The 14,985-nt window shown below is 64.3% G+C and carries 15 protein-coding genes; 8 read left to right on the plus strand and 7 right to left on the minus strand.

The features are described from left to right. The first annotated feature begins 154 nt into the window (after positions 1–154). Complete coding sequence (dacB, locus tag OUZ49_RS10805; protein WP_266150392.1) at positions 155–1,612, plus strand: D-alanyl-D-alanine carboxypeptidase/D-alanyl-D-alanine endopeptidase; 1,458 nt, start codon at positions 155–157, stop codon at positions 1,610–1,612. Here the strand turns inward: dacB and OUZ49_RS10810 are convergent. Then, positions 1,597–2,082, minus strand: coding sequence for a glutathione peroxidase (locus OUZ49_RS10810; RefSeq protein ID WP_266150393.1), 486 nt, complete (start codon positions 2,080–2,082; stop codon positions 1,597–1,599). The genes dacB and OUZ49_RS10810 overlap by 16 nt on opposite strands. Before the next feature lie 161 nt (positions 2,083–2,243). Between OUZ49_RS10810 and OUZ49_RS10815 the strand changes: the two genes are divergently transcribed. The 3 genes from OUZ49_RS10815 (at position 2,244) to OUZ49_RS10825 (ending at position 4,825) form a co-directional block, all read left to right on the plus strand. Continuing rightward, entirely contained in the window at positions 2,244–3,275 is a 1,032-nt protein-coding gene (locus OUZ49_RS10815; protein ID WP_266150394.1) for a methionine ABC transporter ATP-binding protein, read from the plus strand. 11 nt (positions 3,276–3,286) lie between these two features. Further along, positions 3,287–3,955, plus strand: coding sequence for a methionine ABC transporter permease (locus OUZ49_RS10820; RefSeq protein ID WP_323134928.1), 669 nt, complete (start codon positions 3,287–3,289; stop codon positions 3,953–3,955). 69 nt (positions 3,956–4,024) lie between these two features. Next, positions 4,025–4,825: a MetQ/NlpA family ABC transporter substrate-binding protein gene (locus tag OUZ49_RS10825; RefSeq protein WP_266150395.1), complete on the plus strand. Its 801-nt coding sequence runs from the start codon at positions 4,025–4,027 to the stop codon at positions 4,823–4,825. 914 nt (positions 4,826–5,739) lie between these two features. On the opposite strand, the gene pncB is transcribed toward OUZ49_RS10825, so the two are convergent. Continuing rightward, complete coding sequence (gene pncB / locus OUZ49_RS10830) at positions 5,740–6,939, minus strand: nicotinate phosphoribosyltransferase (protein ID WP_266150396.1); 1,200 nt, start codon at positions 6,937–6,939, stop codon at positions 5,740–5,742. Positions 6,940–7,430: 491 nt separating this feature from the next. Between pncB and OUZ49_RS10835 the strand changes: the two genes are divergently transcribed. Continuing rightward, positions 7,431–8,252, plus strand: coding sequence for a cytochrome c (locus tag OUZ49_RS10835; protein ID WP_266150398.1), 822 nt, complete (start codon positions 7,431–7,433; stop codon positions 8,250–8,252). A gap of 10 nt (positions 8,253–8,262) precedes the next feature. Here the strand turns inward: OUZ49_RS10835 and OUZ49_RS10840 are convergent, their stop codons facing one another. The 3 genes from OUZ49_RS10840 to OUZ49_RS10850 form a co-directional block, all read right to left on the minus strand. Then, a complete protein-coding gene (locus OUZ49_RS10840; protein ID WP_380004435.1) occupies positions 8,263–9,396 on the minus strand; it encodes an aminopeptidase in 1,134 nt (377 codons plus the stop codon). Between the two features lie 20 nt (positions 9,397–9,416). After that, entirely contained in the window at positions 9,417–9,779 is a 363-nt protein-coding gene (locus OUZ49_RS10845; RefSeq protein WP_266150399.1) for a hypothetical protein, read from the minus strand. Positions 9,780–9,897: 118 nt separating this feature from the next. Beyond that, complete coding sequence (locus OUZ49_RS10850; RefSeq protein WP_266150400.1) at positions 9,898–10,500, minus strand: rhomboid family intramembrane serine protease; 603 nt, start codon at positions 10,498–10,500, stop codon at positions 9,898–9,900. A gap of 165 nt (positions 10,501–10,665) precedes the next feature. On the opposite strand from OUZ49_RS10850, the gene OUZ49_RS10855 reads away from it, so the two are divergent. Both OUZ49_RS10855 and OUZ49_RS10860 read left to right on the plus strand, forming a co-directional pair. Continuing rightward, the gene (locus OUZ49_RS10855; RefSeq protein WP_266150401.1) at positions 10,666–11,547 is read left to right on the plus strand and encodes a PhzF family phenazine biosynthesis protein; all 882 of its coding nucleotides are present in this window, start codon (positions 10,666–10,668) and stop codon (positions 11,545–11,547) included. After that, the gene (locus OUZ49_RS10860; RefSeq protein ID WP_266150402.1) at positions 11,544–12,011 is read left to right on the plus strand and encodes a YaiI/YqxD family protein; all 468 of its coding nucleotides are present in this window, start codon (positions 11,544–11,546) and stop codon (positions 12,009–12,011) included. Before OUZ49_RS10855 ends, OUZ49_RS10860 begins: the two co-directional genes overlap by 4 nt. Before the next feature lie 210 nt (positions 12,012–12,221). Here the strand turns inward: OUZ49_RS10860 and OUZ49_RS10865 are convergent, their stop codons facing one another. Together OUZ49_RS10865 and OUZ49_RS10870 are read right to left on the minus strand one after the other, a co-directional pair. Continuing rightward, positions 12,222–13,109 (minus strand): NAD(P)-dependent oxidoreductase, encoded by an 888-nt coding sequence (locus OUZ49_RS10865; protein ID WP_266150403.1) that lies wholly within the window; start codon positions 13,107–13,109, stop codon positions 12,222–12,224. A 71-nt stretch (positions 13,110–13,180) separates the two neighbouring features. Next, positions 13,181–14,359 (minus strand): BaiN/RdsA family NAD(P)/FAD-dependent oxidoreductase, encoded by a 1,179-nt coding sequence (locus OUZ49_RS10870; protein ID WP_266150404.1) that lies wholly within the window; start codon positions 14,357–14,359, stop codon positions 13,181–13,183. A 110-nt stretch (positions 14,360–14,469) separates the two neighbouring features. Between OUZ49_RS10870 and OUZ49_RS10875 the strand changes: the two genes are divergently transcribed. Continuing rightward, positions 14,470–14,952, plus strand: a complete 483-nt coding sequence (locus OUZ49_RS10875) for a YajQ family cyclic di-GMP-binding protein (RefSeq protein WP_266150405.1) — start codon at positions 14,470–14,472, stop codon at positions 14,950–14,952. The last annotated feature ends 33 nt before the right edge of the window (positions 14,953–14,985 follow it).

The following is a 14,985-nucleotide window of genomic DNA, read 5'->3' on the forward strand; positions in this document are numbered from 1 at the left end:
GGTCATGCCGCGACGCCCATCCTGCCGCCGTGCTGGCGCCGTTCTATGCGCCGGGGTGATGGGTTTGCTGCTCTCGATCGGGACCCTGGCGGCAACCCCGCAGCCGGCTTCCACGCCACCCGCCCCGGCTCGAACGCCCTCGCTGGCGACCCAGGTGAACGAACTCATCGGCCAGCCGCGCTTTGCCGGCGCCGACTGGGGCATCGCCGTCGTTTCGCTGGACAGCGGCCGCACCCTCTACACACACCACGCCGACCAGTTGTTCCAGCCGGCCTCCACCGCGAAGCTGTTCACCGCCGCAATCGCGCTGAGCGAGCTGGATCCGGACTACCGTATTCCGACCCGCGTCATGGCCAGCGGTGAGATCCGCAATGGCCGACTGGACGGCCCATTAATCCTCTACGGCATGGGCGACCCCACGCTTGGTTCGGACGCGGCGACCAGCGATTGGCCAGACCAGCTGGCCACACAACTGGCCGCGCAGGGCCTGCGCCGCGTGCATGGCGACCTGATTGCGGATGCCACTTATTTTGCCGGCCCCGTGATGGGCTCCGGCTGGGAGGCCACCGACCTGCAGAGCTGGTTTGCCGTGCCGGCAACCGCCCTCAGCGTGCGCGACAACCAGGTCGACGTCACCGTCACGCCCGCGGCATCGTCCGGCGGCCACGCGGCCATCAGCTTCGAACCCGCCGATGCCATGCCCCATGTGATCAGCGAGGTCACTACCAGCGAGCCGCGCACGCGCAACGACATCAATCTTTACCGCGCCCCGGGCGATGGCACGCTTTACGCGTTCGGCAACATCGCCGCGCGCTCGCCTGCCCAAAGCTACAAGCTGGCCGTGCCCGATCCTGCCTATTACGCAGGCGATCTGCTGCGCCAGGCCATGCTGCGCCATGGCATCGAGCTCGACGGAAAACTGCTGTCGCTGCAGTGGCCGCGCCGGGATACCGCGCGCAACACCCAGGCACGCACCCTGGCAGAAGTGCTGTCGCCGCCGGTGCGGGATATCCTGCAGCGCGGCTTGAAGCGTTCGCAAAACCTGTATCTGCAGAACCTGCTGCTGCTCGCCGGCGTCCGCGCCCAGGCCTTCGCGGAACAGAGCGAGGGCAATACCGGCTTCATCACTACCGAGCGCTGGGGCATCCGCGCCATGCACGAGCTGCTCGAGCGCATGGGCATCACGCCATCGGCCAGCCTGATCGAGGAAGGTACCGGGCTGTCGCGGCGCAACCTGGCCACGCCCAACGCGATGGCGCGACTGCTGACCTATCTCGCAGCCCAGCCTTACGCGGATGCGCTTAAGGAATCGCTGCCGATCGCGGGCGTCGATGGCACCTTGCAATGGCGCATGCGGAACACGCCAGCCGAAAACAACGTGCACGCCAAGACCGGCAGCATGAGCTTCGTGCACTGCCTGGCGGGCTACGTCACCACGGCCGACGGCGAACGGCTGGCATTCGCCATCATGCTCAACAACTACGATCCGCCATCCGGCGCTCCCAGCGCCAGTCGCGATATCGACGCCATTGCCGTAATGCTGGCCGGCTTGCGTAGCCGCAGCGAGGCGCCGGCCACGTCACCGAGTGTGGCGGCTCAACCGGCCAACTGAGACTGCAGGTCCTTGCTGATCTTTTCCGGCGTATCGGTCGGTGCGTAGCGCCTGACCACCTGACCATCGCGATCGATCAGGAACTTGGTGAAGTTCCATTTGATCGACTCGCTGCCCAGGATGCCCTTGCCCTCGCTCTTCAACCACTTGTAGAGCGGATGCGCGCCGTCGCCATTCACCTCGATCTTGGAAAACAAGGGAAAGCTCACGTCGTAGCTGGTGGAGCAGAAGTTGCGGATCTCCGCCTCGTTACCGGGCTCCTGATGGCCGAACTGGTCGCAGGGAAACCCAAGCACGACCAGGCCCTTGTCGCGGGCGGCCCGCCATAGCGCTTCCAGCCCGGTGTATTGCGGCGTGAAGCCGCACTTGGAGGCCACGTTGACGATCAGCATGGGCTTGCCCTGCCATTCGGCGAGCGAGCGCTCGTTGCCATCAATGTCGCGGGCGGAGAAGTCGTAGACAGAGGTCATCGCGGCGATCCTGCTGGAAGATCCGGCAAGTCTAATCCCGAGTACGTCAACACGGCGATATCGATATAACGTTCCGTGATGATGGCGGGAAGGAACCCGCCTGGCACATGATTTATGCTTGTCGCCGGCCGGCATCGCCGGCTCCCACCCGAAGGTACCCCGTGATCAGATTTCAGGCCGTCCACAAGTCCTACCGCGTCGACGGCAGGGACGTTTCTGCCTTGCAGCCGTTCGATCTGGAGATCGCCGATGGCGAGGTCTTTGGCATCATTGGCCACTCCGGCGCGGGTAAATCGACACTTATACGGCTGATCAACCTGCTGGAGCGCCCAAGCGGCGGCCGTATCCTGGTCGACGACACCGATATGACGGCCCTGCCCGCCGCGGCATTGCGGCAGCAGCGCCAGCGCATTGGCATGATCTTCCAGCACTTCAACCTGCTCGCCTCTCAGACCGTGGCGGAGAACGTGGCGTTCCCGCTGCGGCTCGCGGGCGAGAGCGATGCGGCGAGCATGCGCAAGCGAGTGGACGAACTGCTCGCCCGGGTCGGCCTGACGGCACATGCCGACAAGTACCCTGCACAGCTCTCCGGTGGACAAAAGCAACGTGTAGGGATTGCACGAGCGCTGGCCAACCGTCCGTCGATCCTGCTGTGCGATGAAGCCACCAGCGCGCTCGATCCGCAGACCACCGCGTCGGTGCTGGACCTGCTGGCGGAGATCAATCGCGAACTCAAGCTCACCATCGTGCTGATCACCCATGAGATGGACGTGGTTCGCCGCGTCTGCGACCGAGTTGCCGTGCTCGATGCCGGCACCATCGTCGAGAGCGGTTCGGTAGCTGACGTGTTCCTGCATCCGCGCCATCCGACCACACGGCGCTTCGTCAACGAAGCGTTGCCGGAGGAAGCGGCAGGCGAACAGGCACCGTTCGCACACGTGCCGGGGCGGGTCATGCGACTGTCGTTCCGTGGCGAGACCACCTGGACGCCCGCCCTGGGTCGCGTGGCGCGCGAGACCGGCGTGGACTTCAACATCCTCGCCGGCCGCATCGATCGCATCAAGGATCTGCCCTATGGGCAGCTCACGCTGGCCATGCAGGGCGCACGGGTCGACGATGCGCTCACCATCCTGCGCCAGGCGGGCATCGAGGTCGAGGAAATCAAGACGATGTCGCCGGAGAACAAATCGTGAGCCTGCCACTGATGCAAAACCTGTTTCCCAACATCGACGACTGGAGCGAGCTCGGCCAGGCCTGTATCGATACCTTGCTGATGCTGGGCGGGTCACTGTTGCTCACCGTCGCCATCGGCCTGCCGCTTGGCGTGCTGCTTTATCTCACCGGCAAGGGCCAGTTGCGCGCCATGCCCAGGTTGTACGCCGTGCTATCGCTGGTGGTGAACATCCTGCGCTCGATTCCGTTCATCATCCTGATGATCGTGCTGATGCCGGTCACCTATGTATTGGTGGGCACCAAGCTCGGCATTCGCGGAGCGATTCCGCCGCTGGTGATCGGCGCCGCGCCATTCTTCGCGCGCCTGGTGGAAACTGCGCTGCGCGAAGTGCAACGCGGTGTGATCGAGGCGAGCCAGGCCATGGGCGCCAGCACGTGGCAGATCGTGCGTCACGTCCTGCTGCCGGAGGCGCGCGCGGGCCTGATCGCCGGCACCACCGTCACCGCCATCGCCCTGGTGGGCTATACCGCCATGGGTGGCGCCATCGGCGCCGGCGGCCTCGGCGACCTGGCCTATCGCTATGGTTATCTGAGCTACAAATCGGACTATATGCTGGTCACCGTGGTGCTGCTGATCGTGCTGGTGCAGCTGCTGCAGATGCTTGGCGACCGCATCGTGGCGCACTACACCCGGAACTGACTTGCGGCGCTCCTTTGCATCCAGCGGTATGGACGGCTATTCTTGTGCATTGCACCAGGGCATCCCACCATGAAGAAGCTGATCGCCATTGCTGCCGCCCTGCTCCTGCTGGCGGGCTGCTCGTCTTCCCAGCCTGGCGGTGACGCCGGCAGCCAGAAACTGGTGGTGGCCGCCACGGCCGTACCGCACGCCGAGATCCTCAAGCAGGTCAAGCCCCTCCTTGCCAAGGAGGGCATCGACCTTGAGATCAAGGTATTCGCGGACTACGTGCAGCCCAACGTCCAGGTGCTGGAAAAGAGCGTCGATGCGAATTACTTCCAGACCAGGCCGTACCTGGACGCGTTCAATCACGAGCGCGGCACCAACCTGATCATGGTGACGGGCGTACACATCGAGCCGTTCGGCGCGTACTCGCGCAAGCTCAAGTCCATCGATCAGCTGGCCGACGGCGCCACCGTGAGCCTGCCCAACGATCCCAGCAACGGCGGCCGCGCCCTGCTGCTGATCGCCAAGCATGGCCTGATCACGCTGAAGGATCCCGGCAACCCCTTGTCTTCACCGAAGGACATCGTGGCCAACCCCAAGCAGCTGAAGTTCCGCGAGCTGGAAGCCGCGATGTTGCCGCGCACGCTGGACGAGGTCGACCTCGCCCTGATCAATACCAACTACGCGCTGGCCGCCGGGTTGAATCCGATCAAGGATGCGCTGTTGATCGAGGACAAGGATTCGCCCTACGTCAACGGTCTCGTCGCCCGCCCCGACAACAAGGATGATCCGCGCATTCAGAAGTTGGCCAAGGCGCTCAATAGTCCTGAGGTGAAGGCGTTCATCGAGCAGAAGTATCAGGGGGCGGTGTTGCCCGCATTCTGAGTGGCGCCGTTGTTTCGCTGACGCGCTGTCGTGAGGCTCGTCTTCGCTGCGGCTCTCGCCAGCCCCTCACCGTCATCCCCGCTGCTCTCAACAGCCGAAGGGCTGATCAAGCGGGAAGCGCTTTTCAACAGCAACGCTTGTCATCCAGCGTTTTTCGCTCTGCTGTGGCTTGACCGCGACCTGGCTCGCCTGCGGCGGGCTTCCGTCCTCCTGCCGGAGGCCGGGTCACTTTCTCTTGCGTGCCCAAGAGAAAGTAACCAAAGAGAAGGGCACCCCGCTTGGCGCTTGCCGAGCTGATCGCTCGGCAAGTCCGTGAGGGTCGGCCGGGCTTTTCGACAGGGCTCCTGCCCTGACGAAAAGGCATCGGCATCCCTGCCGATGCCCCCTGCGGGGCCTGATCGTCCGCCCCTCACCGCCGCACAGGGGCCCCACCGTCAAAAGCCCAAGGCTCGAGCAGCGCGATGCGCTGCTCATCGCACTTGCTTGGCATTCGCCTTGGCTTTGGGGGTTGCTCTGCCGCTCTCCGGGTCCCCTATGGCGCGGCGGGTGGGTGGAGGAAAAGCCCGCAGGGTGGCTCGCAGGGATGCGAGCCAGTTTGTCGTCAGGGCAGGAGGCCCTGTCGACAAACCTCCGTAACCCACCCGCGCACCTGCAGGGCGTAGCCCGGAAGGCGCGCCATCGGGGTGGCCTTTCTCTTGGTTACTTCTCTTTGGCCACGCAAAGAGAAGTAACCCGGGCCGCGGCAGCGGCTCGGAAGCCCGCCGCAGGCGAGCCAGGTCGCGGAAACCGGTCCAAAGAGCGAAAGGCGCTGGATCCCCGCCTTCGCGGGGATGACGGTGAGGGAGTTGTGGGCGTGCTGCGCGCTTGTCTAGCGTTCGCTAGGATCACCGTGAGGATTAAAAAGCCCGGGTACCCTACCCCGCCATCGCCGCCTCCGGCTCCGCCGGAATCTCGAACACCTGTCGCAGATACGCCACGTAAGCGCTGTCCTCGCACATATTCTTGCCTGGCGAATCGCTCAGCTTCGCCACCGGCTGACCGTTGCAGCGGATCATCTTGATGACGATCTGCAAGGCTTCCGGCCCCACGTCATTGGTGAGATTGGTTCCGACGCCAAACGCGAGCTGGCAGCGGCCGTTGAAGTGTTCGTACAGGCGCATCACCTTCGGGATATCCAGGCCGTCGCTGAACACCAGCACCTTGCTGCGAGGGTCGACGCGATTGGCGCGGTAATGGGCCAGTACGCGCTCGCCCCAGGCGAACGGCTCGCCGGAGTCGTGCCGCGTGCCGTCGAACAGCTTGCAGAAGTACATGTCGAAATCGCGCAGGAAGGCGCTCAAGCCGTAGACGTCCGACAACGCAATGCCGAGGTCGCCGCGATACTCCTTGGCCCAGGTTTCCAGTGCCGCGATCTGCGAATCGCGCAGGCGCGGCCCCAGCGCCTGATGCGCCTGCAAGTATTCGTGCGCGAGCGTGCCCAGTGGCGTCAGGCCGAGTTTGCGGGCCAGGAAGACATTGCTGGTGCCGGCCAATTGCTGACCCAAACCATCGCGCAGCGTGGTCACCACTTCTTCATGCCACTCGCGGGAGTAACGGCGGCGCGTGCCGTAGTCGGCGATGCGGCAGGCCTGGTAGCCGTCGGTATCGCGCAGTAGCGAAATCTTCTCGCGCAAGCGGCGCCTGCCTTCGCTGAGGTCGAGCCCTGGCTGGGTGTTGCGGAAATACACTTCGTTGACGATGGCCAGCAGCGGCACTTCGAACAAAATGGTGTGCAGCCACGGGCCACGAAGGCGGATCTCGATCTCGCCGGGACGATCGGTGGCGGGATGGATCTCGACATACTTCGCGTTGAGCTGGAACAGTCCGAGGAAATCGACGAAATCGCTTTTGATGAAGCGCCAGCTGCGCAGGTAGTCCAGTTCGTCCGGGCTGAAGCGAAGCGAGCACAGCGCAGCCAGTTCGGCGCGAATCTCGTCGATATAGGGCACCAGGTCGACACCGGGGTTGCGACACTTGAACTTGTACTCGACCTGCGCCGCCGGGTAATGGTGCAGCACCACCTGCATCATGGAGAACTTGTACAGGTCGGTGTCGAGCAGGGAGGTGACGATCATGGGTCGCTCAGGCGGCAAGGCAACGCACGAGGCGCGGCGGTGCCAACGATTATCCCCGTCCACGACCCTGCGAAGCGAGCGTGTCGTGGCGCCAGAAAAATTAAAACCTCGGTAGTCAGGGGAGGGACTACCGAGGTTCTGTCAGGCCGGTCTCAAAAACAAAGAGGGGAAATGGACCGACCCCTCAGTGGCACGATCTTGCTGCACCACTTCTTGTCGCCGTCACGGCGATACGTTTCATTAGTGTGGCCGCCCCCGATCTAGTTCAAGGGCTGCCTCGGTTTCATTCAGCTTCTGGCAAGCTGGCGCGGCTCACGGCGCTGGATACGCACCTGCGTGGCTCACTAAATCATTGAACATAATGACTTCTTGCCAGCCAACGCAGTTTTCCAACCGACTCCAAGATGCGGTCGCCGCAAGCACTTCTCCAGGTCCGCCGCGATGAACTTCGCCTGGCTCTACAATCCGCGGCGCTTACGACAGGAAATCCTATGACCTCGCTGCTGCGCCGGCTGTCCCTGCTTGCCTTGTGCCTTGCCCTCCCCGTACACGCGGCAGACTTGAAGATCGATCTCGGTCACGGCGTGCGCACTTACGACACCACGCAATTGCTCGCACGCGATGACGCGCGCACGATCAGCATTCCCGACGACGTGGCGTTCAAACGCGCCATGCGCTATCGCGCCGTTCCGCTCAAGGCGTTGCTGGACGGCTCCTCCGCCCAGGACGCCCTGTTGTTCGTCGCCACGGATGGTTTCGCCGCCGAGATCCCCGCCGCGCTCATCCGCCAGGCGCATGGCGCAGAAGCCTGGCTGGCCATCGAAGAACCGGCGCATCCGTGGCCCGCGCTTGCCGACGGCAAGGGCGATGCCGGGCCGTTCTATGTGGTGTGGACCGATCCCTCGTCGATGAAGATCGGCCCGGAGCAATGGCCCTATCAATTGGCCGCCATCCGCAAGCTCCCGCCAGTGGCAGAGCGCTTCCCGGGCATCCGGCCCGATCCCGCGCTGAAGCCGGATGGCATGGTGCAGCAAGGCTTTGCGGTGTTCCAACGCACCTGCTTCGCCTGCCATACGCTCAATGGCCAGGGTGATGCGCGACTCGGACCCGACCTCAACATTCCGCACAACCCGACCGAATACCTGCGTGGGGACCTGCTGCGGGCGTATATCCGCGATCCGCAGTCACTGCGCCAGTGGCCGCAGGCCCGCATGCCGGGTTTTGACCGGCAGGCCTTGTCCGATGGCGATATGGATGCGCTGCTTGCCTACCTGCGCCACATGAGTGGCCGCAAGATCCATAGCAAACAGTAACGTCGCCCCGCTAGCGAAGATCGCCCGGAGCGCGGCTGGCTTCATCCCCGGCCACCGGTTTAGCCGGAGCCGCCGCGTCGAGCCACTGCTGCAGGGCTTTTTCGCGTTGCGCCGGAGCGAGCCTGGAAAGCTCGCGCACGCTGGCATAGAACGCCGGCCATTGCTGTTCTGCCTGCGCGAACATCAGGGCGAATGCTGGCGTCCAACGATCGTAGAGCCCGAAAGGCAGCAAGCGCGCGTTGTTGATCGGCGCCGCTACCCACGCGTCATAGCTGTGATCGTGCGGCCACTCGCGCTCACGCCATTGCGCGTAGCGAATGCGAAAGGCCTCGATCTCGTGCGCCTTGCCGGCGGCCAGGGCGGCTTCGTCCGCGCCGCTTGTATAGAGGGTCTTCAGGCGCTCGCGCAGGTCGAGCGCGAGCTTGGTGAAGCCGTCGTCCATCGCCTTGACGTGATCGTCCTGGGGCGGCAGCCCGCGTGATTGACGCCATTGGCGCAAGCCTTCTTCCTGCACGAAGCTGGCGAAGGACTCGTTGAACGCGCTGTCGTCCTTCACATAAAGCAGCTGGTGCGCCAATTCGTGGAAAATCGTTCCGACCAGTTCGTCGTCGTCCCAGCGCATCATGCTGCTGAGGATCGAGTCGGCGAACCAGCCCAGCGTGGAATACGCACTGACGCCACTGACGTAGACATCGTTGCCCTTCGCCTCCAGCCGAGCCGCTTCCGCCTTCGCCTTGCCGTGCTCGAAATAGCCACGATATGCGACGCAGCCGGCTATGAAAAAGCAATGCTGGATCGGCTCGACGGAATAGCGCGGCGTGGCCAGGACGTTCCACACGACGTACGGCCGATCGAGCTTTACGTAGCTGGTATAGCTGCGGTTGTCAGGCAGGCCGAGACGCTCGGAAGCGAATCGCCGCGCCTGCTGCGACAAGGCCAGCCGCTGCTTCACCGCCGGATCAGTGGCGGGGTCATCCATGACCTTGGCGACCGGTTCGCGATGCAGCACCAGGGCTCCCTGCCCGCCCGCCACATGGGCGTAGTAACCCATCGTACTGCAGGCGCCAAGCATTAAGCCCACCGCCAGAACGACGATGGGCTTAAGTATGGATCTGGTGGGTGGCAGCAAGGCAAACAAGCTCATGCCGCCATTGTGCACTGACTTCAGTGGCCGCTTCCGCCATGTCCGGCGTGCCCGCCGCTCCAGCCGTGGCCGCCGTGGCCGTAGTAGCCGCCATGGCCGTAATACCCGCCATGACCGTAGTAACGTCCGTAGTAGCCCCCGCCGTACCAGCCACCAATCCCGACCGCCACCGTCGGTCCGTAGCAACAACCGTAGTAGCCGTAGTAGCCCGGGTAGTAATAGCCCGGGTAGTAGCCGCCGCTATAGACCACGCCGGTACCGTAGTAGGCATCGCCGCCATAGGCCACGCCGGGACGAACGTAGTTGTAACCGGGGTCGTAGTAACAGCCGGAAATCGCCAAGGTGGCGGCCACCAGGGCGATGCCGGCAAGCATGCGTTTCATGACCGAAACCTCAGGGGTGGGTAGCTCTACGCTAGACCCCAATGGCTAAGTGCCCACTGAATGCAGGCCGCCTGAACCAGGAATATTTACCCGCCAGCCGTGCCTGCCCGCCGGCGCTTCAGAAGCGCGGCTGCGCCAGCTGTCCAAGGAAGTGCGGCAGGACGTCGGGGCGGATCAGCAAGGTGAAGATCACGCCGAACGCCGCTCCCCACAAATGGGCACTGTGATTGACGTTGCCGCCGCCGCGCCGGTCCATGTAGACCGAATACGCCACGTACAACACGGCGTAGATGATCGCCGGCATCGGCAGCACGAATACCACGATGCGCGACCATGGCGCGATCAGGATGTAGGAAAACAGCACGGCCGAAACCGCCCCCGATGCGCCCAGGCTGCGGTAGTTCGGGTTGCTGCGGTTCTTCAGGTAGGTGGGCAGGATCGAAACCACCAGCGCCACGATATAGAACAGGGCAAAGCCCAGCGTGCCCAGGCTGGCCGTGTACAGGCCTTCCATGGCCCGGCCAAAGAAGAACAGCGTGATCATGTTGAACAACAGATGGCTGCCGTCGGCATGAATCACGCCATAGGTCACCAGCCGGTGGTACTCGCGATGACGGGTGATGGCGGGCGGCCACAGAATCAGGTCGTTCATCAGGCGCGCGTTGTTGAACGCCATGAACGAGACGACGCAGGTGATGCCAATGATGATCAGGGTGATCATGCGGTGTTCCAGAAGGCCCAAGGGGCGGCGACAAAGAGCGTCATCTTGGCGGCGCACGGACCTCTTGTCGACTCCGCCTGCGGCGAAATACCGCGCGCTCCAGGGCAATCCGGACTATGATTCGCGACTTTCACGCGCTCCCCCCAACGCCCGCAGACCACATCCATGTCGATCCGTTACCTGCATCTGGACGTCTTTGCCGCCACGCGCGGCGGCGGCAACCATCTGGGCGTCGTTACTGACGCCACCGGCTGGAGCGATGCCCGCATGCAAGCCTTTGCCCGCTGGACCAACCTGGTGGAAACCACCTTCCTGTTGCCGCCGACGCAGCCGGATGCCAGCTACCGCGTGCGCATCTTCACGCCGCACAAGGAAATTCCGTTTGCCGGCCATCCCAGCATCGGCAGCGCCCATGCGGTACTGCTGTGCGGCCTGGCGACCCCGGTGGACGGCGTGCTGTGGCAGGAATGCGCCGCCGGCGTGCTGCCGATCCGTATCGAGGGCGAGGGCGAGACGCGCCAATTGCTGCTGAAATCGCCCCACTCCCCGGTCGAGAAAACCGGCCGCGATGCCCACCCGCTGCTGCACGGCGCACTGGCGGGCATCGAACTGGGCACGCTGCCGCCCGCCTATGTGGCCGGCGGCCGCCACTGGTGGCTCGCCGAATGCGCGGACGAGGACAGCCTGCGCCGCTGGCAGCCTGACCACACGGCGATCGGCGCGCTGGCGCATGCCACCGACAGCCTGGGCTTGTGCGTGTTTGCGCGCAGCGCGCACCCGGACTACCAGCTCGTGGTGCGAGCCTTTCCCGCTGGCGTTGGCCTGGTGGAAGATCCCGCTTCCGGCGCGGCGAACGGCCTGATTGCCGCCTATATCGCCCATGCCGAGCCCACCGGCCCGTTGGCGCGCGGTTACACCGTCAGCCAGGGCCGCGAGATCGGTCACGATGCGAGTCTCGTAGTGCGTATCGATGGCAACACGGTATGGATTGGCGGGCGCACCCACACCATTATTGACGGCACATTGCACTGGAACGGCCAGGATTGAACCCCGACGCGCAAATCTGGGTGGACGCCGACGCCTGCCCCGTGGCGATCAAGGAAATCCTGTTTCGTGCGGCCGAGCGCGAGCAGATTCCCGTCACCCTGGTCGCCAACCAGTGGCTGCGCACGCCGCCCTCGCGTCTCATTCGATCCATCCAGGTACCTGCGGGACTGGACGTCGCCGATAACGAAATCGTGCAAAACGTCAGTCCGGATGACCTGGTGGTGACGCAGGACATTCCGCTCGCCGCCCTGGTGATCGAAAAAGGCGGCCTGGCCATTCATCCGCGCGGCGAGCTGTATACCGCCGAGACCATCGCGCAGCGCCTGGGCATGCGCAACTTCATGGAGGAACTGCGCGGCGCCGGCATCGATACCGGCGGTCCGGCCGCGTTTCATGCCCGCGACAAGCAGGCGTTTGCGAACCAGCTGGACCGCTGGCTCACCCGGCGTCGGCAGGCGCGTTAACCCCCTCGTCGAGCTCGCTCCACTTATTCGGCATGCCAGTGGCTCTTAACAGCCGAATGGCTGGTCAAGCTGGGATCCATTGACTTTAGGCGTTGCCGCGACGTGCCGTCAGAGTCAAAGACGCTGGATCCCAGCTTGACCAGCCCTCCGGCTGTTAAGGGCCGCTGGGATGACGGTGAGGAAATCGGGGTGGGGGTCGCGAACAGGCTCTTAGAGCTCTCGCTCATCCAGGCGGGCGCGACGCGCGGCCACCTCCGCCATCACCGACCAGTCGACGTCCTCGTCGCCCGCGGCCAGCGCTTCGAGCAGGCTGTCGCGCAGCAAGCCCGCCAACGGAAGCGGCACGCGCAAGGCGTCGGCGGCCGTCAAGGCGAGGCCGATGTCCTTGTAGCCCAGCGGCAAGGCAAACCCGGCCGGCTTATAGCGCTGTGCCGCAATGAGCCTGGCGTAGCCCTGATACGCCGGTGCGGCGAACAAGGTGCCGGTCATCACCTCCAGGAAATCGGCCGCACTGACGCCATGCGCGCGCGCCAGCGCCGATGCCTCGGCCATGCTTTCGATCGCTGCGCCGAGCATGAAATTGCCCGCGATCTTCACCACGTTGGCGCGCTCCGGCGCGTCGCCCATCGGCCAGATGCGGCTGCCCATCGCTTCCAGCAAGGGCCGCACGCGTTCAATGATCATCGGCTTGCCCGCGGCGAGGATATTCAGTTTGCCCGCCGCGGCCACGTCGGGACGGCCAAAGACCGGCGCGGCGACATACTGGATCCCGCGCGTGGCGTGCTCGTCAGCCAGCTCCTTCGCCAGTGCGACGGAAATGGTGGCGTGATTCACATGCACCGTGCCTTGATCCATGCCATCGAGCAGGCCACCGGCGAGCAGGACGTCGCGCATGGCCTGATCGTTGGCCAGCATGCTGAACAGCACTTCGCCTTGCGCCGCGCGATCCGCACTCCTGACCACCTTGGCGCCCAGCGAGGCCAACGGCTCGGTCGCACCCGGCGAGCGGTTCCACACGGTCACGTCGTGACCGGCCTTGATCAGGTTGCTGGCCATGGCACTGCCCATGGCGCCCAGACCGATAAAGCCGACTTTCATGAGGAGCTCCTACTTTCAGTGCATCCGGAAAGTGAAGCACTTGCCGTGTTCAAGTCACGCGAAACGGGTGCTCAAACCACCTCACCGGCGGCCTGCCCTGACGCCCAGGCCCACTGGAAGTTGTAGCCACCCAGCCAGCCCGTGACATCGACCACTTCGCCGATAAAGAACAGGCCGGGTACGAGTTTCGACTGCATGGTCGATGAGGAAAGGCCATCGGTGTCGACGCCGCCCAGGGTGACCTCGGCCGTGCGATAGCCTTCCGTGCCACTGGCCACCATGGGCCAGTCATGCAGCTGAGCGCCGATGTTCGCCAGCTCCGCCTCGCGGTACTGGCGCATCGGCCGACTCTCGAACCACAGCTCGCACAGCCTCTGCGCCAGGCGCTTGGGCAGCACGTCCGCCAGTACGTTCTTCAACTCGGCGGCGGGGCGCGCGACACGCTGGGCCGACAGCCACGCTGCCGCTTCCTGGTCCGGCAGCAGATCGATACGCAGATCGTCGCCCGCATGCCAGTAGGACGAAATCTGCAGGATCGCCGGCCCGCTGATGCCGCGATGGGTGAACAGCATGCCAGCCCGAAACGAACGCTTGCCCACGCTTGCCTCCACCGCGGGCAAGGCCACGCCGGCCAGGTCCTGATAGTGCTCCTGATGCTTGCCGCTCAGGGTCAGCGGGACCAGCCCCGCTCTGACCGGCAGCACGGCGTGCCCATGTTGTCGGGCGATGTCATAGCCAAGGCCGCTGGCGCCCATGCTGGGAATCGACAGGCCACCGGAAGCGACGACCAGGGACTCGGCATGTACTTCTCCGCGCGCCGTGATCACGCTGAAGCCTTCCTGCGACCGCCGCACCCGCTCGACGCCGCAGCTCGTCTCGATACGCACGCCAGCTTGTTGGCACTCATCCAGCAACATGCGCACGATCTGCTTGGACGAGTCGTCGCAAAACAACTGCCCAAGCTCCTTTTCGTGATACGCAATCCGATGTTTCTCGACCAGCGCGATGAAGTCCGACGGCGTATAACGCGCCAGTGCCGACTTGGCGAAATGCGGATTGGCCGAAAGGTAACTGGCCGGAGTGACGCCGAGATTCGTGAAGTTGCAGCGCCCGCCGCCGGACATCAGGATCTTCTTGCCGACCTTGTTCGCATGATCCACCACCAGCACACGCCGGCCACGCTGGCCGGCCGCTATCGCGCACATCAGCCCGGCCGCACCGGCGCCAATGATCAGCACATCCACCTTCACGCACGCACCGCCGTCATCGCCCAATCCTCTTGCACAAGTCGTGCATTATCCGACAGCCGGCGCCACATGGCTTACACTGCGTGGTCTTCACCGTTCACCGAGCCGCCATCATGCCTTCCTTTGACGTGATTTCCGAAGTCGACAAGCACGAGCTGACCAATGCCCTGGACCAGGCCAACCGCGAGCTGGCCAGCCGTTTCGATTTCAAGGGCACGGACGCCAAGTTCGTGCTGGACCAGTTCGTGATCACCCAGAGCGCCCCCAGCGAATTCCAGCTGGAGCAGATGCTGGACATCCTGCGTGGCCGACTGACCTCGCGAAAGATCGATATCCGCGCGCTCGACGTTGCCGACCCGGAAACCAACCTGGGTGGCGCCCGCCAGAAGATCACCGTCAAACAAGGCATCGAACAGGCCGTGGCCAAGAAACTGGTGGCCACGCTGAAGGAAGCCAAGCTCAAGGTCGAAGCGCAGATCAACGGCGACAAGCTGCGCGTCACCGGCAAGAAGCGCGACGACCTGCAACTGGCCATGGCCGTGCTACGCAAGGCCGATGTCGAGCTGCCCTTGCAGTTCGACAATTTTCGCGACTGAGTGCTGCAGATGATTCGCCCCGGCCCAGCCGGG

The organism is Dyella halodurans, assembly GCF_026283925.1.
In the GTDB taxonomy this organism is placed as follows: domain Bacteria; phylum Pseudomonadota; class Gammaproteobacteria; order Xanthomonadales; family Rhodanobacteraceae; genus Dyella; species Dyella halodurans.

What these genes read in the sequence shown, in the direction of transcription:
- OUZ49_RS10810 (WP_266150393.1), bottom strand. Translation starts at nt 2,082, where the DNA reads ATGACCTCTGTCTACGACTTCTCCGCCCGCGACATTGATGGCAACGAG.
- OUZ49_RS10820 (WP_323134928.1), top strand. Translation starts at nt 3,287, where the DNA reads ATGCAAAACCTGTTTCCCAACATCGACGACTGGAGCGAGCTCGGCCAG.
- OUZ49_RS10825 (WP_266150395.1), top strand. Translation starts at nt 4,025, where the DNA reads ATGAAGAAGCTGATCGCCATTGCTGCCGCCCTGCTCCTGCTGGCGGGC.
- pncB (WP_266150396.1), bottom strand. Translation starts at nt 6,939, where the DNA reads ATGATCGTCACCTCCCTGCTCGACACCGACCTGTACAAGTTCTCCATG.
- OUZ49_RS10835 (WP_266150398.1), top strand. Translation starts at nt 7,431, where the DNA reads ATGACCTCGCTGCTGCGCCGGCTGTCCCTGCTTGCCTTGTGCCTTGCC.
- OUZ49_RS10840 (WP_380004435.1), bottom strand. Translation starts at nt 9,396, where the DNA reads ATGAGCTTGTTTGCCTTGCTGCCACCCACCAGATCCATACTTAAGCCC.
- OUZ49_RS10845 (WP_266150399.1), bottom strand. Translation starts at nt 9,779, where the DNA reads ATGAAACGCATGCTTGCCGGCATCGCCCTGGTGGCCGCCACCTTGGCG.
- OUZ49_RS10850 (WP_266150400.1), bottom strand. Translation starts at nt 10,500, where the DNA reads ATGATCACCCTGATCATCATTGGCATCACCTGCGTCGTCTCGTTCATG.
- OUZ49_RS10855 (WP_266150401.1), top strand. Translation starts at nt 10,666, where the DNA reads ATGTCGATCCGTTACCTGCATCTGGACGTCTTTGCCGCCACGCGCGGC.
- OUZ49_RS10865 (WP_266150403.1), bottom strand. Translation starts at nt 13,109, where the DNA reads ATGAAAGTCGGCTTTATCGGTCTGGGCGCCATGGGCAGTGCCATGGCC.
- OUZ49_RS10875 (WP_266150405.1), top strand. Translation starts at nt 14,470, where the DNA reads ATGCCTTCCTTTGACGTGATTTCCGAAGTCGACAAGCACGAGCTGACC.